The organism is Providencia manganoxydans, from assembly GCF_016618195.1.
GTDB lineage: Bacteria > Pseudomonadota > Gammaproteobacteria > Enterobacterales > Enterobacteriaceae > Providencia > Providencia manganoxydans.
Genome location: NZ_CP067099.1, coordinates 170,608 through 190,607, shown reverse-complemented (window position 1 = coordinate 190,607; position 20,000 = coordinate 170,608). Strand labels below are relative to the sequence as shown.

20 protein-coding genes are annotated in these 20,000 nt (G+C 41.8%); 11 read left to right on the top strand and 9 right to left on the bottom strand.

The window, feature by feature from the left end; translation table 11 throughout:
• Window positions 1-248 precede the first annotated feature (248 nt).
• From JI723_RS00875 to JI723_RS00850, 6 genes are all read left to right on the top strand, one after another.
• The gene (locus JI723_RS00875) at window positions 249-1,043 is read left to right on the top strand and encodes a class I fructose-bisphosphate aldolase (protein ID WP_272580592.1); all 795 of its coding nucleotides are present in this window, start codon (window positions 249-251) and stop codon (window positions 1,041-1,043) included.
• A 15-nt stretch (window positions 1,044-1,058) separates the two neighbouring features.
• Complete coding sequence (locus JI723_RS00870) at window positions 1,059-1,616, top strand: glycerol-3-phosphate responsive antiterminator (protein WP_272580593.1); 558 nt, start codon at window positions 1,059-1,061, stop codon at window positions 1,614-1,616.
• Window positions 1,617-1,788: 172 nt separating this feature from the next.
• A complete protein-coding gene (locus tag JI723_RS00865; protein ID WP_319068651.1) occupies window positions 1,789-3,330 on the top strand; it encodes an FGGY-family carbohydrate kinase in 1,542 nt (513 codons plus the stop codon).
• A gap of 18 nt (window positions 3,331-3,348) precedes the next feature.
• Complete coding sequence (locus JI723_RS00860; RefSeq protein WP_070925909.1) at window positions 3,349-4,110, top strand: SDR family NAD(P)-dependent oxidoreductase; 762 nt, start codon at window positions 3,349-3,351, stop codon at window positions 4,108-4,110.
• 34 nt (window positions 4,111-4,144) lie between these two features.
• Window positions 4,145-5,140, top strand: coding sequence for a 2-hydroxyacid dehydrogenase (locus tag JI723_RS00855; RefSeq protein WP_272580595.1), 996 nt, complete (start codon window positions 4,145-4,147; stop codon window positions 5,138-5,140).
• Window positions 5,141-5,579: 439 nt separating this feature from the next.
• Window positions 5,580-6,836 carry a PTS galactitol transporter subunit IIC gene (locus JI723_RS00850; protein ID WP_272580596.1) on the top strand — a complete coding sequence of 419 codons (1,257 nt, stop codon included), beginning with the start codon at window positions 5,580-5,582 and terminating at the stop codon, window positions 6,834-6,836.
• Between the two features lie 141 nt (window positions 6,837-6,977).
• Here the strand turns inward: JI723_RS00850 and JI723_RS00845 are convergent, their stop codons facing one another.
• On the bottom strand, window positions 6,978-7,880 hold the full coding sequence (locus JI723_RS00845) for a LysR family transcriptional regulator (protein WP_272580597.1): 903 nt from the start codon (window positions 7,878-7,880) through the stop codon (window positions 6,978-6,980).
• Window positions 7,881-8,021: 141 nt separating this feature from the next.
• Between JI723_RS00845 and JI723_RS00840 the strand changes: the two genes are divergently transcribed.
• From JI723_RS00840 to JI723_RS00820, 5 genes are all read left to right on the top strand, one after another.
• Complete coding sequence (locus JI723_RS00840; RefSeq protein ID WP_272580598.1) at window positions 8,022-9,563, top strand: MFS transporter; 1,542 nt, start codon at window positions 8,022-8,024, stop codon at window positions 9,561-9,563.
• Window positions 9,564-9,586: 23 nt separating this feature from the next.
• Complete coding sequence (locus JI723_RS00835; protein WP_233445725.1) at window positions 9,587-10,648, top strand: HlyD family secretion protein; 1,062 nt, start codon at window positions 9,587-9,589, stop codon at window positions 10,646-10,648.
• 1 nt (window position 10,649) lies between these two features.
• Window positions 10,650-10,772, top strand: a complete 123-nt coding sequence (locus JI723_RS00830; protein ID WP_261785757.1) for a hypothetical protein — start codon at window positions 10,650-10,652, stop codon at window positions 10,770-10,772.
• A complete protein-coding gene (locus JI723_RS00825) occupies window positions 10,765-11,538 on the top strand; it encodes a siderophore-interacting protein (protein WP_140187015.1) in 774 nt (257 codons plus the stop codon). Before JI723_RS00830 ends, JI723_RS00825 begins: the two co-directional genes overlap by 8 nt.
• 106 nt (window positions 11,539-11,644) lie before the next feature.
• Window positions 11,645-12,097 carry a universal stress protein gene (locus JI723_RS00820; RefSeq protein ID WP_272580599.1) on the top strand — a complete coding sequence of 151 codons (453 nt, stop codon included), beginning with the start codon at window positions 11,645-11,647 and terminating at the stop codon, window positions 12,095-12,097.
• A 53-nt stretch (window positions 12,098-12,150) separates the two neighbouring features.
• Here the strand turns inward: JI723_RS00820 and JI723_RS00815 are convergent, their stop codons facing one another.
• The 8 genes from JI723_RS00815 to JI723_RS00780 form a co-directional block, all read right to left on the bottom strand.
• On the bottom strand, window positions 12,151-13,089 hold the full coding sequence (locus JI723_RS00815; RefSeq protein WP_272580600.1) for a fimbrial protein: 939 nt from the start codon (window positions 13,087-13,089) through the stop codon (window positions 12,151-12,153).
• 8 nt (window positions 13,090-13,097) lie between these two features.
• Window positions 13,098-13,610, bottom strand: a complete 513-nt coding sequence (fimG, locus tag JI723_RS00810) for a type 1 fimbrial minor subunit FimG (RefSeq protein ID WP_070925897.1) — start codon at window positions 13,608-13,610, stop codon at window positions 13,098-13,100.
• 12 nt (window positions 13,611-13,622) lie between these two features.
• On the bottom strand, window positions 13,623-14,114 hold the full coding sequence (fimF, locus tag JI723_RS00805) for a type 1 fimbrial adaptor subunit FimF (RefSeq protein ID WP_139158640.1): 492 nt from the start codon (window positions 14,112-14,114) through the stop codon (window positions 13,623-13,625).
• 55 nt (window positions 14,115-14,169) lie between these two features.
• Window positions 14,170-16,806, bottom strand: a complete 2,637-nt coding sequence (locus tag JI723_RS00800; protein WP_272580601.1) for a fimbrial biogenesis usher protein — start codon at window positions 16,804-16,806, stop codon at window positions 14,170-14,172.
• A 90-nt stretch (window positions 16,807-16,896) separates the two neighbouring features.
• Window positions 16,897-17,595, bottom strand: coding sequence for a fimbria/pilus periplasmic chaperone (locus JI723_RS00795; RefSeq protein WP_070925982.1), 699 nt, complete (start codon window positions 17,593-17,595; stop codon window positions 16,897-16,899).
• A 64-nt stretch (window positions 17,596-17,659) separates the two neighbouring features.
• Window positions 17,660-18,196, bottom strand: coding sequence for a fimbrial protein (locus tag JI723_RS00790; RefSeq protein WP_070925890.1), 537 nt, complete (start codon window positions 18,194-18,196; stop codon window positions 17,660-17,662).
• 82 nt (window positions 18,197-18,278) lie between these two features.
• The gene (gene fimA / locus JI723_RS00785; protein WP_070925888.1) at window positions 18,279-18,827 is read right to left on the bottom strand and encodes a type 1 fimbrial major subunit FimA; all 549 of its coding nucleotides are present in this window, start codon (window positions 18,825-18,827) and stop codon (window positions 18,279-18,281) included.
• A 148-nt stretch (window positions 18,828-18,975) separates the two neighbouring features.
• Entirely contained in the window at window positions 18,976-19,251 is a 276-nt protein-coding gene (locus JI723_RS00780; protein ID WP_070925886.1) for a helix-turn-helix domain-containing protein, read from the bottom strand.
• Window positions 19,252-20,000 lie beyond the last annotated feature (749 nt).

The window sequence follows — 20,000 nt, the reverse complement described above, 5'->3', positions numbered from 1 at the left end:
AGCATACCCAGTTTATTAAAATTAGTTAATTTCTAAACCAGCTAACTTTAATAAACTCACTTATAGATTAATTTTTCGATTAAAATCAAACAATCAGAAAATGACCTATAAGTAAAAGTAGACAAATACAAATTAGGTTTATCATTTTCTTAATAGAAAACGATAAACCATAGGGTCAGTGAACTGAAAGCCCTCAGAGATCAAAACGGTCTCTGAGGGCTTTTTTTATTTTTTTAAAAGGAAATACTATGTCTAAACAACGCCGTTTATCCAAAATTTTTGCAAAAGATGGTAAATCCGTCACACTGGCACTCGACGGTTATTTTTTCTCCACCAAAACCGCAGGCATTGATAATACCATCAAAAAAATGCCTGAACTGGCCGCTAACGGTTTAGATTGTGCCTTAATTACTTATGGTATGGCAAGAAACTATGCAGACGCCTTTAATGATGTTTCCATCGTATTACGCGTTGATTCCACGGTAAATGTTTATGACAACAGCGTGCCTGATACTCAGCAAGTATTCGGCGCCGAAGAAGCACTAAGAATGGATGCTGACGGTATGGTGTGCATGACTTTCCCTGGCGCATTTAATGAAGAGAAAACCCATGCCATGACTGCAAGACTGGTCAAAGAGGCTGAAAAATGGAATATGCCATTTATCGTTGAATCACTGCCATATGGTTATGCAGTGACTAGCCCTGAATCCAATGAAGCCAAAGTGATTGCTGATTCTGCACGTATTGCAGTTGAATTGGGTGCGGATATTATCAAAACCCGTTTCTCTGGCACACCTGATGACTATTTGATTGTTGAAGCATCAATGGTACCTGTATTAGCACTCGGCGGGCCAAAAACCGATACACTGAGTTACTTCAAATTTGTTGAACACTGTATGAAGATGGGAGCCAAAGGCGTTGCTGTTGGCCGTAACATCACACAAGACCCGAACCCTGTCGCGATGGTAGTTGGCCTTAACGCCATTATCCATCTAGGCGCATCACCTGAAGAGGCATTTGCGCTGTATCAAAATAAAAACTAATTGGAAATTGATAGCATGAACTTAAATAACACCATCATCCCATCAGTCCGTAACTATAAATATTTCGAGCGTGCGCTAGCTAGCCGCTCTGAATATATTTTATTGCCGGATGCCGATATCGGTAATTTACAGTCGATGATTGGTAAATGCCACAAAGTGGGTAAAAAGGTGTTAGTCCATTTGGAATTATTAGGTGGATTTAAACCTGACCAAGCTGGTGTCACCGTATTAAAAAATTTTTATAAGGTGGATGGTGTTATTTCATCAAATTTTACTGCTCTACGTTACGCCAAAAAAGAAGGATTAGAAACCATATTTCGCGTGTTACTCGTTGATTCACGTTCACTAGAACAAGCCAGTAATATGGTCAAAAATTATTCTGTGGATGTCGATGCGATTGAATTATTACCCGCTGAATATGCTTGTACCTGTTTTGATTTATTAAAACGCAGCTTTAACCAAGCTAATACGCAATTTATTGCGGGTGGCTTCGTTAAGCGAAAATACTTAGTTGATAAGATTTTTTATACCGGCTTTAACGGAATTACCACAAGTGAACATACATTGTGGTAGTTAAAATTTGAGTTGTAAACCCTACGCCAACACCATTACAACTCAAATAATTAAAATAATGATAAACCTAAAATAGTTCGTACTACAGCTAGGCACAAATGAGGCTCTCCCGAGGAGCATAGACTCAGCTAATAACACTGTGGTGCGAAATATGAAGGGTTAGAGGAATACCATGAAAAAATATATACTAGGTATCGACAATGGCGGCACTGTGACCAAAGCTGCTATCTATGACCTCGAAGGCCAAGTGCTGTCTATTGCGTCCAACACCACTCGCATGATCACCCCAAAACCCTTTTTTACTGAAAGGGATATTGAGGAACTCTGGCAGTCTAATGTACTGGTAATCAAAGAGGTCCTCAAAAAATCAACCATTGATGCCGCTGAGATTATTGGTATCTCAGTAACTGGTCATGGTAATGGTCTCTATCTGGTTGATGAAAAAGGAAAGCCCACTCGTAATGGCATTATCTCAACAGATAACCGTGCCAAAAAATATGTTGAAAATTGGTATCAATCACCTAAATTTGAAAGCGAAATTCTGCCTAAAACCATGCAATCGATTTGGGCTGGTCAACCTGTTGCCCTACTCGCTTGGCTGCAAGATAACGAACCTGAATCACTGGAAAAAGCACGTTACATCTTTATGGTGAAAGACCTGATCCGTTTTTACCTGACCGGCGAAGCCACACAAGAGCTGACCGATATTTCAGGTACTAACTTGATTAACGTGCGTGATCGCTGCTATGACGATGAGTTACTCGCTTTTTGGGGCGGACTATCGTGGAAAGACAAATTACCGCCGATCAAGTTATCCACTGATTGTTGCGGCCGGATCACAGAAGAAATTGCTGCGCTAACTGGCCTTAAAGCAGGCACACCGGTTTCAGGTGGCATCTTTGATATTTCCGCTTCTTCATTAGCTTCAGGTATCAACCAAACCAATAAATTAGCGATTGTAGCGGGGACATGGAGCATCAACGAATATGTCACCGACAAACCCGTGGTTGATAAAGATTTATTTATGACCTCGATTTACCCGATGGAAAACCGTTGGCAAATTACTGAAGCCAGCCCAACCTCTGCCAGCAACTTAGAATGGTTTATCACGCAATTTATGGCGGCAGATAAACAGCTTGAAGAAGCAAAAGGTAGTTCGGTATATGACCTGTGCAATCAACTAGTGGCTTCCACGACGCCAGATGAAAGCCAGCTGATGTTTTTCCCATTTGTATTTGGCTCTAACACCATTCCAGATGCCACCGCTGGTTTTGTTGGAGTCACCAGTTTCCACCAGCGCGCCCATTTTCTACGAGCCATCTATGAAGGTGTTGCATTTAGCCACCTTTATCACGTCGAGCGGTTACGTCGTATTAACCCACAGCTGAGCAATGTCATCCGTATCGCAGGTGGTATTACCCACTCACCTGTTTGGCTACAAATTTTTGCCGATATCTTCCAAAGCCAATTGGAAATTGTGGATGTGAAAGAGCACGGCACCCTTGGTGCAGCCATGACGGCAGCAGTGATGGAAGGCTACTTCCCAGATGTATTTGCAGCCTGTGATGCAATGGTCAAAGTCTCTGAAGTGATCCACCCACAAACGGATAAACAAGCTGTCTATGCCAAGAAATACGCCATGTACAAACGCATGTTAGATGATATGCAGCCAACGTGGAAATCACATAACCACCAGCAAACTATTGATGCTTAATTAAGGAGTTAGTTGACCATGGAACTCAATTTGCAACGTAAAAATGCGCTGGTAACAGGCGGTGCCACAGGCCTCGGACGTGAATTGGTGCGATCGCTGGTAAAAGAGGGCGTTAACGTCTGTTTTACCTATCGCAGCCACCCAGAAGCGGCATTGGCGTTAGTTGAGGAGCTTAATGGTTTAGATGGGGCTCATGTCGTCGCTATCCAAACCAATTTAGGGAACAGCCAAGAGATTGATGCGCTGTTTGAACAGGGGCTTACTCATTTCAATCAGTTCGATATCCTGATTAATAATGCAGGTATTTGGCCAACAGGTATGGTCGCAGATATCACCCTGCAAGAATGGGATAACGTGATGAATATCAACCTAAAATCTGTTTTCCATTTAAGCCAATTATTTATTAATCAATGCTCAAGTAAACAAATAACTGGTTCAGTGCTAAACATTACCTCACAAGCTGCGTTTCATGGTTCAACAACTGGCCACTCACACTATGCTGCGAGTAAGGCAGGTTTAGTGGCCTTTTCAATCTCACTAGCGCGTGAGGTTGCCAAGCAAGGTATTAATGTTAATAACATTGCGGTTGGCATTATGGATACTGAAATGATCCGCGGCAACCTAGAAAAAGACCCACAATATTATCTCAATCGAATTCCAGTCGGGCGTGTCGCTTCACCGACTGAAATTGCCGATATCGGCGTATTTTTAGTTTCAGAAAAAGCCAGTTATATGACGGGAGCAACGATTGATGTGACTGGTGGGATGTTAATGCGCTAAGCCCATAGGGCAACAAAAAATTTTGGAGAACAACATGAAATGTCTGGCAATTGCAGATCTATTTATTGATAAACCAACCATGGAGGCTGGGCTAGAAAAGCTACGCCAACAAGGCTATGACGTTATCGTTCGTCAGTGGGCACACCCTTCTATTGAAAAACTGCAAGAAGACAACTTGCAAGTTGAACAACACGGTGCCGAAGCGGTGACGTTACCAGCAGATTTATATACGGATTTACAAGATGTTGAGTTAGTGATCACGCAATTCGCTCCGGTGAATAAAGCGGTGATCGACAAATTACCGAAGCTAAAATACATCGGTGTATTGCGTGGCGGCATCGAAAACATCAATAAAGAATATGCTGAAAGCAAAGGCATTAAAGTGATGAATACACCAGGGCGTAATGCACGCAGCGTAGCGGAATTTACGGTTGGTATGATGTTGGCAGAAACACGCAATATTGCCCGCGCACATGACGCATTAAAGGATAAATATTGGCGAAAAGATTTCGTGAATGCTGATGTGATCCCTGAAATTGGTGGAAAAACCATTGGCCTAGTCGGTTTTGGTCATATTGCCCAATTGGTAGCAAAATTCCTCAAAGGTTTTGATGCCAACGTACTATTTTACGATAAATACGTTGACCATGTTGATGGCTACACCAAAGTCGATTCGCTCGAAGATCTACTCAAAGTCGCCGATATTATTTCCCTGCACGCACGTTTATCCCCTGAAACACAAAATTTAATTAATGAAAAACATTTTAAATTAATGAAATCCACCGCTGTGATCATTAATACTGCACGTTCAGGTTTAATTAATGAGCATGACTTGCTGCAAGCATTAAAAGAAAAACGCATTATGGGTGCCGCTATCGATACCTTTGATGATGAACCATTAAAAGAGGAGAGCGAATTTTATTTATTAGATAATGTGACAATCACACCGCACATGGCTGGTAGTACTTTAGATGCATTCAGCAATACGCCAAAACTATTTGCTGAGATATTTTTAAAACAACAAAAATAATTAATTTAACGAAAAGAACATCGGCAAAAAAATATAAAAAATAAACGATAGGGTGAAACCTGTCAGGGGCACCCTATACCCTACAAAAACAAATCCTATGTAGTTTGAGTAATTATAACTCAACAAATTCATATTTGGTTGTTAGGTTTTTACTCGAAATACAATGGAGAAATATGCTCTAAATAATTCACGTTGTGGCTAGGTGGTAATTGAGCGGATCCCTAGGAGCATACACAAGTATGTGACTAGGGTCCGTGAAAGCAGCCAACAACGCCACGGTGCGAAATATGACGAGTATATAAAGACTCTAAATAGTTCGTGTTGTGGCTAGGCGGCAATTGAGCGGATCCCTAGGAGCATACACAAGTATGTGACTAGGGTCCGTGAAAGCAGCCAACAACGCCACGGCGCGAAATATGACGAGTATAGAGAGGAAGGCATGGATATAATCAACAATATCATCGGGCTGGGTGCTTCGGTCATGATGCCAATAATATTTTTTATTATTGCATTATGCTTTGGCGTCAGAGTTGGCACCGCCTTTAAAGCAGGTATGTTAGTTGGCATCGGTTTTGTTGGTGTTGGCTTAGTTATCAACTTATTACTATCGAATTTAGGACCCGCCTCGCAATCGATGGTTGAAAAAATGGGTTTAAACCTTACGGTGGTTGATACTGGTTGGCCTACTGCCTCCACCATTGGCTGGGGCTCACCGATTATGGTACCAGTTGTGCTAGGCTTTATCGCGATCAACTTAGTGATGGTATTATTTAAGCTCACAAAAACCATTAATATTGATATCTTTAACTACTGGATATTCTTATTAGTTGGCTCTGTCGTGTATGCAGGGACTGAAAGCTACTGGCTGTCGATTGGTATTACTTATGTGATCTTCATTGCTACCTTGGTTGCGGCAGATATTACAGCACCTTATCTACAGCGTAATTATAATTTACAAGGCATTTCTTTCCCGCATCTGACTTGTATTATGTATGTGCCATTTGGCATCGTGACAAACTATATTATCGAGAAAATCCCAGGTTTAAATAAAATTAACCTCGAACCCGAAACGATTAATAAAAAATTCGGGGTATTTGGTGAACCATTAACATTAGGCTTTATTTTAGGTTTGGTATTAGCGCTGATGGCTGGCTATTCGATCAGTGAATCTGTTGCACTCGCTGTGACCGTGTCTGCGGCAATGTTATTACTGCCTAAAATGATCGAAATTTTAGTCCAAGGTCTGCTAATTGTTCGCGATGCGGTTGAAGCCAAGCTGAAAAAGAAATTCCCTAACCGTGATTTCTATATTGGGATGGACACTGCACTGTTAATTGGTGAGCCTTCCGTGTTGGCAACTGGGTTATTACTGATCCCAATGGCGATTGTGTTAGCTTTCGTACTACCGGGCAACAAAGTATTACCTTTCGTTGACCTCGCTTCATTGATGTTCTTATTAGCGATGGTAACACCATTCTGTAAACGTAATATGTTTAGAATGTTTATCTGTGGCACATTAGTGCTAACGTCCATTTACTATGTAGGCACTGATATTTCCAAAGAATATACACAAGCTGCGGTGAATTCGAATATCTCAGTTCCAGAAGGGATTTCCGAAATGACCAATATCGTGGGTGGGGCAACCACGCCTGCGGGTTGGGCAGCAGTAAAAATTGGTGAATTGATCGCCAAGTAATCTTCAATTAACAGCTAACTATAACTTCTCTTAGTTAGCTGTTTTATTTCAAATACTCACCAGTACTGCTGGTAACCAATTTCCCTTCCCTCTTCTTCATAAATACCTCCCACTCACCACCTTTACTACCTCTACAGAAAATTACTCTCTATTTAAAAAGTATTGTTTAATGGTATGCCGCAACCATTGATGCGCAGGATCCCTGTCTAACCGTGGATGCCACGCCTGAACAATAAATACTGACTCCAATTCAAGAGGCAAGTCTATCTCCACCAATGGCAAATTAATATTACTTACCCCCTGCAAAACATGGCGCGGTAATGGCAAGATATAATCCGATTTCATCGTTAACATCATGGCTGAGTGAAATCCCGGTAGTGTTAAAGCCACCTTACGTACCAACCCAAGATCACGTAAGGCATCGTCGATAGGCCCTTGGGTTAGTCCGCGACGTGATACGCTAATATGAGGGTAATCAGTCAATGTTTCAGGTGTCACTTGGCCAATAATAGGGTGTCCTTCACGTACTAACGCTTGAAACGTGCTGGTAAATAAACTTTGCGCTTTGATTTCAGGATGCCAATTGCGTGAAGAACCGATCACCAAATCTACCTTACCACTGCGCAATGCATCATCATCAATATCACTTTCCGCAATAAATTTTAAGCTACTCAGAGGTGCCATTTCACGTAACATCTCTAATAGCCCGCCCCCCAGCGCACCAATAAAAATATCATTTGCACGGATCACAAAGGTCCTTTCTAACGTATGAGGATCGAAAGCGCCATTCGGCTCAACCAAGGCTTCCGCTTGGGCAATGATATGACCTAGTTGCTGTTTTAGCTCCAATGCCCGTGGAGTCGGTACTAAATTACGGCCCGCTCTTACCATAATCGGATCATTAAATTGTTCGCGTATCCGGCCTAAAATACGGCTCATCGCAGGAGCACTTAAATTCATTTTCTCTGCTGCTGCATTCACACTGCCTTCTTCCAGAAGCAAGTTCAGCGCATAAATCAGATTAAAATCAATTTTCTGTGGCATCTTCCCCTCGTTTTAGCCCATTTAGCCGATTGCGTTTTATGCAATAACTTAATTACATCATTTCATTTTAAACAATCAATGAAACTTTAGATACTACCCCCTGAAATTAAAGTGAAATGATTGAAATTGCAGGAGTGTGGAATGGTTGATGTGTCTATTGCACTGCACCACAGAAATAAATGGCTCGCCAGTGCTAGTGAAATCAACGGCCGTACATGGATGGGGCTATTCGGTATTTTTTTAGCCGTTATGGCGAGCGGCGTCGGTGAAAACGCCAGTAAATTTGCGTTAGCAGATATTCAAGGTGCTATTTCATTGAACTTGGACTCAGGCAGTTGGTTAATCACCTGTTATGTCACCGGTTTTGTAATTGGTTCAGGGTTCACCCCTTGTTTTTGGCCAACGTTTTCGTTGCGCAGGGTAGCCTTAACCATGTGCTCTATCTATTTAATCTGTGGTGTGATCACACCTTGGCTAGGTGATCACTATAGCGTATTACTTAGCGTACGCAGCTTACAAGGGTTTGCTGGAGGCGCATTACCGCCCATGCTAATGACTGTTGTGCTGCGTTTTATGCCACCATTAATCAAAGTGTTGGGACTCGGTGCTTATGGTTGGGTATCTGCGTGGAGCGCAACCTTTGGTGCGACAGCCGCCGCTTTTGCATTTCATTGGGGGTGGAGCGGATACTTTTATTGGAATTTACCGTTGATGGCCATTGCAACGATTTGTATTGGCTATGGTTTACCACAAGATCCTTTGCGATTAGAACGTTTGAAGAATTTTAACTGGCGAGGCTTGTTATTGGGCGGTAGTGCGCTTGCTATGCTGACCATTGGTATTTCTCAAGGAGAGCGTCTCGATTGGCTCAACTCCTCGCTGATCTATGTTCTATTAATTGGTGGACTTGGCCTACTCGCCTTATTTTTAATTAACGAATGGTACCATCCATTACCGTTTTTCAACTTACAGCTGTTAGGTAAACGTAATCTATCATTTTCACTAATCACCCTCGGTGGTGTGTTATTGATTATGGTTTCTCTGGTCAATATCACATCCAGTTATTTATCGGTTATTCAAGGATATCGGCAGGAGCAAACCTCCGACATGATGTTGTGGGTCTCACTGCCACAGTTAATCACTTTGCCGATTGTTGCCATTCTGTGCAACACCCCGCGAGTTGACTGTCGCTGGGTATTAGCTATCAGCTTGATGTTAATGGCGGCTGCCTGTCTGCTCGCTGCACAGGTCACCCCCGAATGGAACGGCGACAACTTCCGTCTTATTTCGCTTTTACAAGCCGTCGCTCAACCCATGGCGATGATCCCTTTGCTGATGCTAGCAACGGGAGGCTTGCTGCCTACTGATGGCCCTTTTGCTGCTGCATGGTTTAACGCAGTCAAAGGCTTTGCTGCCACCGCGGCTGGGGGAGTCATCTCTTTGCTCAGTCGACAACGTGGCGATTTCCATTCAGCAGTTATCGCCGATGGTTTTGGATCAGCCTATCGAGAAAATTCATTTGCCAGCGCCAGCGAATTAACCCAACTCGCCGCCAAGCAAGGGCATGTTTTGGCAAGCGCTGATCTTTATATGTTGGTTTCAGGGCTGTCGCTGCTATTTATTGGCCTGATCCTATTTATGCCAACACGTATTTACCCGCCGCGGTCAGTCGCCGCTGCATAGTTACTCTTTATCAGGAATTGAATATGAGTCGAGTCAAATTTATGGCTAACAAAAAAATATCACTTGCCATACTGGCAATTATCATTGTGATGTTGGGGATATTGATCAATAAATTCTATGTCAAACAAACGACACAAACGACCAATGATGCCTATATTCGTGCTGATATTTCACGGATCTCTCCACAAATCGCTGGCGTGATCACTGAAGTACGAGTTCACGATAATCAATGGGTTAAACAAGGTGAACTGCTTGCCGTTATTGACCCGCGCGAATTTAGCGTGGCGCTATCACAAGCAACAGCACAAGAGCAATCTGCACGTGCCAAACAAGATGATGCCAAAGCCAACCTTACGCGTCAGTATTCACTGATCGCTGCCGCGCAAGCGCAGCTACAAGCAGCTCAAGCTGAGTTGAAGTTTGCTCGTCAGGAACAAGTTCGTTATCAAAAAATAGCGGCGAGTGGCGCAGGTTCACAGCAAGCAGCGCAGCAAGCAACCACTCGGGTACACACAACAACAGCGGAGTTAGCGCAGGCCGAAGCATCATTAAAAGCAGCAAAAAACATGCTACAGGTTCTACAGGCCAAACAAGCTGACAGCGACGCTGAATTAACTTTTGCACAAGCGCAAAAATCGATGGCTGAGCTGAATTTATCTTATACACAGATCACCGCCCCGATTAGCGGCATTGTTGGTAAAAAAAGCTTACGCGTTGGCGAATTCGTTAAGCCGGGTGATGCTTTAATGGCAATTGTTCCACAAGACCAACTGTACATTATCGCCAATTACCAAGAAACCCAATTAGAAAAAATTACCCATGGGCAGCCTGTTGAAATCAAAATCGATACCTTTCCTGATCAAAAGTTAAAAGGTTATGTCGATAGTATTGCGCCTGCATCTGCGGTGAGCTTTTCAGCGGTCGCACCAGAAAATGCCACCGGTAATTTCACTAAAATTGTTCAGCGTATACCTGTCAAAATCATTTTTGATGCCAATAAGGATCACCCTGAAATGATGAATGCCTTACGTGTTGGTATGTCCGCTGATGTCAGTATCAATACCCTAAAAGGGAGGCTCGATTAAAATGGTGTTCATCCCACTAACACTGCTCGTTTTAACTGATTGCCAAGCGATTGACCCCAATATTGTTCAGCCATCCACGGTGTTTATCGCTTCACTACTGCAAGTAGGGGGAATTTATGCATAACACATTGAATAAAATGGTTGATGATATGTTGGAGCGCGATACTCGCCGCAAGCGAGAGGCAAGAGTGTGTGATATACAACAAATTACCCCAAAAATGCGGCGGATCACATTATGCGGTGATGATATCGATAAATTTATTGATGACCCTCGGGCCCATGAACCAGCCAGTTGGATCAAAGTTTTCTTTCCATGGCGAGACAGTTTAGCAGGAAGAGTTTACACACTCAGCGGTCTTAATGAATTCTCACGTACAATTGACATTGATATGGTATTACATGGTGAAGGCCCTGCCGCCAGCTGGGCGACTCATGCAATACTGGGCGATAAATTAGGATTCGCAGGCCCTTGTTCTGGGGGCTTTCAACTACAACCCGAAACACGTTGGTTGCTACTGCTTGGCGATGAAACAGCTCTGCCCGCCATGCGCAGTATCCTTGATACGCTACCGCGATCGTTACCCGTGTTATGGTTTGCCGAGGTCAGTGGCAGGCAAGAGATCCAACCAATCGATTATCCTTTATTAAAAGAAAACAATTGGCAAATTCGTATCCGGCATTTTGACAGCGTCATGAATAGCCCACTCGTGCAAGCTATCAGCCACTACCGACTCCCTGATGAGCAAGGGCAAGTGTGGTTAGCGTGTGAACAACAAGTCGCGGCGTACTTAAAAAACCATTTTATCAATGAAGTGGGGATCCCCAAACCGCTGTTGTTTGCTAAAGGTTATTGGAAGAAAGGCGAATCAAACTTTAAAGGTTCTGTTTAATTCATCTACTCGTCATACTTCAAGTTGCAGCGTTGTTGACTACACTCACTCGCACTCGTCGCCTAACTGCACCTCGAATTACTGTGAGTATAAATGAGGTAATACAATGATTAATAAAGCATTATTAGCTGTTGATAACTTTGAGAATAGTCGTAATGCCTTAAACTATATGCGGCATTTACAGGGCTGTATCGCCAATGTGATTGTCTTAACCGTAGTTGACAATACCTTTGCTTTGAGCAGAACCGGACTACGTTCAGATAGTGATGAACTTAATGAATACCCTGCCGCTCAGCACGAAGAACAACTCGCAGAAGCACAAATTAATCGAGTCGTTCAATCATTACATGAGATGGGTTATTCCGCTCAAGGCCTAATGGCTGCGGGCACTCCTATGGAAGTGATCCCTGAACAAATGGCGCTATTCAACTGTGAACTACTGATTATTTCCCATCGTCATCTCTCTTCACTTGGGCGTTTATTAAATACTTCGGTTACTCGAAGCTTATTAGAAGATATGCTTCAGCCTGTACTCGTTATCCCTCGTAAATCAAAATAATGGTCATCACTAATCAAATGCAGTTAACTCAAATCGCTGCATTTGACTCTCTTTTAATCATAGATAAAAGTCACACCAATCACTGATTGTACTTTTCCTGCTGTCACTTGTCCTGTGGTGCGTGCATATCGGGCGCTCAAGCCCAAATTCACCGCAGAGGTTCCCACTCGCCCCAATAACACATTTTGATTCGTTGGAATAGCATTGCCATTACGCACTAGTTGGATCCCGACCCCTTTTGCCGCATTGGTACCAGATAGGGTATTTGCAAATATAGAAGAGCTAGTATCAGTCGAACCTGTCAGGTAATACGAAATATTTTGATTTTTTGCACAATAAATAGAGAGTGGCACTGGTGCTGTCGCAGGGTACTCAGGCAAATTCACGATCACATTACGCGAAGAAACATCACAACCACCAATCGGCACAATCACATTGTTGTTGGCATATAAATTCCATGTAAAGGTCGCAGTATGCACATTACCACCACCAATAATATCGGAGCCGACTTGATACATCACCAATGTTGCAAAATGAGTTCCTTTATTAATAACCACACCACCAGCCGCTGAAATAGGTGTTAAATACAGTTGCGTATTCCATGCTGTATAATTCCCCGAAGGGAAATTTTGTTGATGAGTCGGCGATGACAATGGAAATGGATAGCTTGAGCCATAATATCGTAGTGAACCATTAAAACTCGATAGTACCCCGCCATAAGCAGAGCCTCGGATCATACTTACCAAGTCCCTACGTATTGAAGGGCTGTCGTTGCGGCAAAAAATGGATTGCGATAAATCCACCACTAAGTTTTGTCCTGCTTGCACACTAGGTTGGAGGTTAACATAAACGTTTGCAGTAGCCGTTCCTGAAACACTATTTAGTGTATTACCCGTTGAGTCATAGCAAGTAAATGCATAGACAGACGAAATACTGGCTAAATAAATCAGCAGATTAGCGGAAAGTAATTTAATCGTTTTTTTTACATTCATAGTTTGACTCACTGATAAGTATAGGTGACATCAATGACTGCTTGTATCGTTCCCTGCGTTGCACCACCTTTGACTGTCAACGCTCTGACTTGTAATGGGAAACGGGTCGATAATGTCGAATCATTGACCTGCAATTTTTGCTGTGCACCGTTATTCAAATTTGTACCTGCACTATTCTGTAATTGCAGTTGAATATTGCCTGCTGTGCCTTGGTTTTTATAATAGCCAGTAGTATCCGCCGTTCCTTTAAAGGTTGCAGTAACGACAGATGTACCAACAGGGCAATTAGTTAAATTCAATGAAACCGGATGCCATTCAGAGGCAGAGCCAGCAGAAATCAAATTGAAGGTATACAAATCACCTAGGTCAACATTCGCTGTGGTCGTCGCAACTGTACAAGGCTTTGCCACTACACTGCCATTTACAGTTACCGTGACATCCGCCGCATAAGTTGAAGTTATCTGAACAGATAACAAGCCCACTATCAGCGCCGTGATCTTCTTCCAGTTGTTATCAATCATGGCATCCTCTATCTACTGAAATTCAAGCGTAAAAGTTGCTGTCGCTCGCACGTGCCCTGCAACAATAGGCAGCTTAGAAGCCATCAATCGTGCGTAAAAATGCAAAGTATTACCTCGGCCTGCAACCAATGGTGTCCACATGATATTGCTACTATTAGCATTGAGTACCAATGGCGTTCGGTTCCCATCTAAAATTTGTATACCTGCTCCAGAAGCGTTAGAACTGCCAGGATCTAACGCCAATAATGACGTATTGTTTGCATCTGCAATGCCCACAAAGCCAACTTTGACCGCTATCACTGACGCACCACAAGGAGTAAGCTCAATCTGAAATGGCACAACGGGCGTCACCTCACCAACCGCATACAATTGCCTAACGGCATTATTTAGCAAATCAACCACTTGGTTCTGAGATCCCGGAGCAACTGCACACGTATTGTCTTTGACATTCCCTTTAATATTGATCGTGCTATCCGCTGCATAAGCCATCACAGAAAACATCATCGATGTCAGCAGCGTTGCAGAAAAAATCTTTAATTTATCAAACACTTTTTACTCCTTAGAGGCATTCTGCACGGTACTTACTGAGTATTTCCTGCTGGCTTTGCTCTGGTAATGTGTAGCTGACTTGGCATTGTGCGTCTGGGCTATCCCCCCAGCGAGCAATCAATTGCCCTGAAAGTGGCAACCCTGTTAAATAAACCTGCCCATCATCAGCAACAATGCTGCCACCGTTATTGCTTTTTAGTGTCACCACTGCACCAAATGGTACTGGCTTACCATTTCTCATCAATGTCATTAACACTTTCACACCCACTTTAGGATGGAAGTCAGCTCGCACTATTGCACCTCGAGTCGGGATAACACTGACGACAGGGTCTTCAAGATCGACATTATTCGCTAGTGTATTGGTATCAAGAGCAACACGGTTTTCGCGGTAATCAGAGGCATATGGCAAGACCGCATAACCACGCCAATCCGTAGTTACACCCGTTTGATTCTCAACCTTGACATTCCCAGCGCCTGGCGCTTTGATTAAAACTACCGTCTCGTTCATAGGTTGACTTAACGTTACCCCATTCGCATGCGCTAAGATCCCGCCACTTAAGCCGTAGTACATCTGACGCAAATCATTGGTGTAACTGTATCCCACATTAGCGTTACCATAGGTGCCACGATAGTTAAGTGAGGTGTAACCCGTTGCCGATGAATTGCCTTGTCCACCACCTGCATAACCTGTTTGCACGCTATAACTTAAGTTATTGTCATCCAATAACGTTCCATAGATACCTGCGGTATTAGTGACTCGACCTTTCAAATCATGAGAAGCGTTATAGCTGGCGCTGGCATTGCGCCAAATAGATTGACTATCCGAACGCATCCAATTGCTGAATGGAATATTCACGTTCAATGCCAACATTTGGTCGTTTGCATCCTGCCAAGAGTTTTTCGATAAGCTATAACTCAATCCCCAATTGATCCCTTCGATCAGCGTGTTGATGCCAACCTGTAACTGCTTATCTGATTTATTGGTATTCCAATAGGTTTCATGGCTACCCGTAACGTATAACGTTGATTGCTCACCTAGCTGTTGAGTCAAACTTAATTGAATTTTTTCACGTTTGTTATACGTTAAGTTGTAGTAATCGGTGAATTTTGGCGTGACCTGTATAACACCATCTTGCGTCGCAAGGTTATAGCCATCCATTCGCTTATAAGTGGTGTCAGCAAATGAGTAGTAACCCTTTGTTGAATAACGGTAACCCGCTAACTGTATAATGGTTCCCGTCTCATTCAGCGACTTGTTATATAAGAAGCGAATAGATTGCCCCTGATGGGTACTATCATCGGGTAGTTTGGCATTAGCTTGTGTAATATCAACGGATAATGCTCCAAATACACCAATGTTTTTACCAATACCGGCATTGAAAGATTGATAACGATTTGCCAGCTGCGTTCCACCATATAGCGTCCAACCATATGATAAACCATGCATTATAGTACTTTGAATGAATGATGGTTTCTCTTGCTGACCGTTCCCTGAACGATAATCGCCTACCGTGACCGCATATTTGGTATGCCCTTCACGTTGCAGTAAAGGCACCGAGGAATAAGGCACAGTGAAGCTTTGTATTGAACCATCTGCTTCTGTAATGGTAACTTGGAGATCACCACTGTTCCCTGCCGCATATAAATCATTAATAACAAACGGCCCTGGCGGAAAAGTATTACGGTAAATTTCATAGCCATTTTGTTTAATTGAAACGTCAGCGGTACCTCGCGCAACACCACGGATCACCGGTGCAAAGCCTTTTTCGCTTTCCGGTAACATATTATCGTCTGACGCTAATTGGATACCACGGAAATTAAAACTATCGAAAATATCACTCGCCGTATAGCTATCACCCACGGTTAAACGTGAGCGAAGTTCATTGATACCACGCTCTAAATAAGTATTGATATGTTCCCAACGCGTTTCACTATTAGCACTACCGCTACTGTGGCTCCACGTGGAATTATCACGCAAACGCCATGGCCCGAGGTTTAATCCACTCTGTAAATTCAGATAGGTATAGCTGCTATGCTTTCCATTTTGATTACGTGCGCGGCTTCCTGTAAGGCTATAATTTAAAATACCTGCGGTAATACCTGAATCCCAATATTCAGGAGCAATAAAATCTCGTGCTCTATCATTCATATACACTTGGGGTACTGTGATATATAAACGCTGTAAGCCAACATCAAATTTTGATGTCGAATCAGTAATCAGTGTCTGTAAAGGTTGGCAAGTGTCCTTAGGGATCTTCTCAACATCAGGAATTGCCAACGTTTTAACACCCATTTTGGCTAAATCACTCAGCGTTAAGCATGGCGACAATTCTTTGCTATTTTTATTGGTTGTAAAACGGACATCTCGAGTCGATAAATAACCATCATTAAGATAGACGTCAACGCGATAGGTACCTTCAGGAACTTCTTGACCTTGTTCAAAAGCAGATAAATCAGCAACAGCAGATGGATCATCAGCCAAAAAACGTGGGTTAAAGTATAATTCTGCCGTAGCCCAATTTGGGTATAAGCAGACACCAATAAAGAATGCCAATGGAATTAAGGGAAAACGGCGCTCAGATTGATTGCCAAAAAATGTTTTCTTCCGCAAAATTAGTGGCTCTTTTTCAGATGCCAGATGTAACATGTTCCCTCCGACCCGATCTGCTAAATCGCTCAGTAAGTTATTTAATTCAAAATGATGGTTAGCTCTTTTTTATAAATAAGAAGCCAGCCGTTACTGAGTACGCCCCGTCATTTTTGGGGTTAATGCACCGTAATCATTGATGGTTTGGAAGGAAATACCGCCACTTGCATTCACCGGGGCGTTCACTGATGCTTCACCGAATGGTGGCACGAGCACATTTTCTAGCTTCACCGAGCCAAGTTTCAGCTCTGTTACCGTGGCAAAATACGGTGTTGGGTTAATCACAATCAATGAGCTTGCTTGTCGTTTAAAACGTAATTCTTCAGCAACTTTGTCTGGTGCAATCGCCAAACCAGTAGGGCGATAATAGAGTTTGATACGGCTGATAATGGCTAATTGCAGCGTATTTTCATTTTGCTTTGACTTATCCATCGCAGGTATTGCTTTAACATTTAACCAAAACAGAGTTTCTCTATCTTTAGGCAATTGGTTATTAGTCGCATCAATAATCCGTAAAGTATTTTCTTTTTTACCTTGCATAGAAAACAGCGGAGGTGTGATAGCAAACTGGTTGTCTTTCTGGCCGTCAGCGTTTTCCACCCATGATTGGATAAGAAAAACCCCTTTTTCGTCATTATTAGTCACGGCAAGTTGAACCTGTTTTTGCTCCGCGGGATAAATAACCCGCGTTGCACCGAGTGCAACACCTGCATATACCTGAGTCGATATACCTGAACAGAGTAATATAAATAACGCAGTAATTAGCTTACGAGTAGTTCCTGTTTTCATGTTTACCTCTGTCCTTCTTTTACTAAAAACATTAAAAATATGCGCAAACATCTTTTTGATATTTTTATTCATAAGTGAGCGAAAACAGCGCTTGAGCATCCGCTTTTCCGCCTGTAATTTGATAGCTAGTCGCACGATACTTAGCGACAAAATGTAAAGTCATATCACCGTTACTGACGCGCTCTATTTTTCGTGGTGAACTATTTATTGGGATCAAGGTATTTTTTGAGTCAAAAATAGCTAGCCCCACACCGGTTGCCGTGTTAGGTCCATTACCAATCGCAAAGATCGCTGGGTTTTTATCGTTAGCAATACCCGAAAAAGTGATTGAGACATATTCGCTAGCAGCAGCACTACACTCGCGGAGATGAATATCAAAGATCACGGGGTCGGTATCTTGACCAGGTGCATTAAGCATATTGGTTCGCAACTGCCCCATATTCACCGTCAAACTTCGATCTGAAGTTTCAACACTGCAAGCTTCAGCAATCAGTTCCCCTTGAAAGCGCATTCCTCCGCCAGGAAGTTGGACTTGCCACTTATTTCCAGCTTCCATAAGCGGAGAAACCAAAAGTAGTAGAGCAAGTATCAGCCCTCTCATGAGCTTTCACCTTTTTAGTTTTGTTGATAAAAAGCCTTCCTTGGCCTATTAGGTTTTTAACCTTTCATCCATCGCGCAATAATTACTCGTACTGAACCGCAAATGTTGCATCGGCGTTCGCAATACCTGCTGTTGTTGCACCTAATGCATAGTAACGAGCTTGGAATGGTAAAACGTTGTTACCGTCAGTCAGGGTGATAGCGCTTCCAAATGTTGCACCATCAAGACCTAGAGGTACGCTTTTAGAATCTAAAATTTGGATACCAACATTAGTCGCAGAACCAGCAGCGGAGCCAGCAACAGCCAGAACAGTTGGGTTAGCGGCATTTGCTGCTACGCCTTTAAACGCCACTTTTGCAGAAGTCGCAACAGTCGTATCACAATCATTCAATTTAATGCTGAAATTAACTGGGGAACTAGTATCGCCTGCTTGTGCTAGCTTAGCAGTACGAAATTGACCAAGAGGTACAGTTTGTTCTACTGAGTTAGCATCAACAGCACATGCTGCGTTCACCAACTCACCTTTAAAATGTACAGTACCGCCATTAACTGTTGTGGTTGCAGCAAATGCAGCCACTGAACTTAAAGACAGAGCTGAAACAACAACAAGTGCTAGTGATTTAACTTTCATAAAAATTCCTTATGTTTATTTATTGCAAAATTTTGACAATATAGAGGAGGGTTAATACCATTAAAATAAAGACACAGTTAAAATGATCGAATTTAATTAAATTACAAAAATGTAATTCAATTAAATTTAAATATCTGTCTATGCCTTATTACTCTCTGCGCATGTTTTTATATTCGTCAGAATCGACGAAACGCTTGATCTTTTCGAAAAATACTTCGATATCTGAACCATCCATTTCAAGAGCATTAAAAAGTATGATAAGCTTATCGAATGTTATATTATTAATCCCATTTTCATAACGAGATATTTGTTGCTGACTTACATTAATTCTTTTAGCTAACTCGCTTCCTGTTAATCCGGTTCTTCTACGATAAGACTTCAACATCTTTCCAATATTATTGGACAACGGATCATTTTCTCGCATTCTAAACCTCTCGAATCATTATTAACTGATTCATTGCATGTGTTGTTTATAAGCACAATATTCGTCAACTCGTATTAAGGTATAGAATCATGTTTCGAGTTAGAAATTGTTTTTCTCGATCAAAAAGTCTTAATTTGATAGATAATATCTATCATCTTTATGATTTTGATCGGTTTTTTCGATCAACACATGAAGAGCGTAAAAAAAAACATCTTATTAATTAATAATCTAACTAAAGTTAAATTTTTTTAAAAATAAAAAAGAATATTTAATTAAATAATGTGATAAAATAAATTACATGCAATGCATGTAATTCAGAAACAATAATTTACAATAAACAATTAAAATAGATATGAGTTAAAAAAATAAAAAAAACCATAAAATTCCAATTAAAAATTATAATAAAAAGATAAAAGAAAAATAATTGAAATTTTATTTCTATGAGACTATCAAAAATCACCAACCAAATCTAAAATACCAAATAAATATAAAATAAAATACTAATATATGTAAATAGTCGATGAAACCAATTAATTCCCGACGTTATTTAAAATCACAAAAATTAAATATCTCATTTCACTGAATAATTATCACTTCATTTATTTAATCACGGCGTGATTATTTCAAGCTGTAATTTTAACTCTAATTACAAAATACTAAAAATAAACAGATACATAAGAAACACAAATGAGTATTTAAAGATTCAGTACTACACATTGCTATAATTAATTTCATCGTGTGAATTCGCA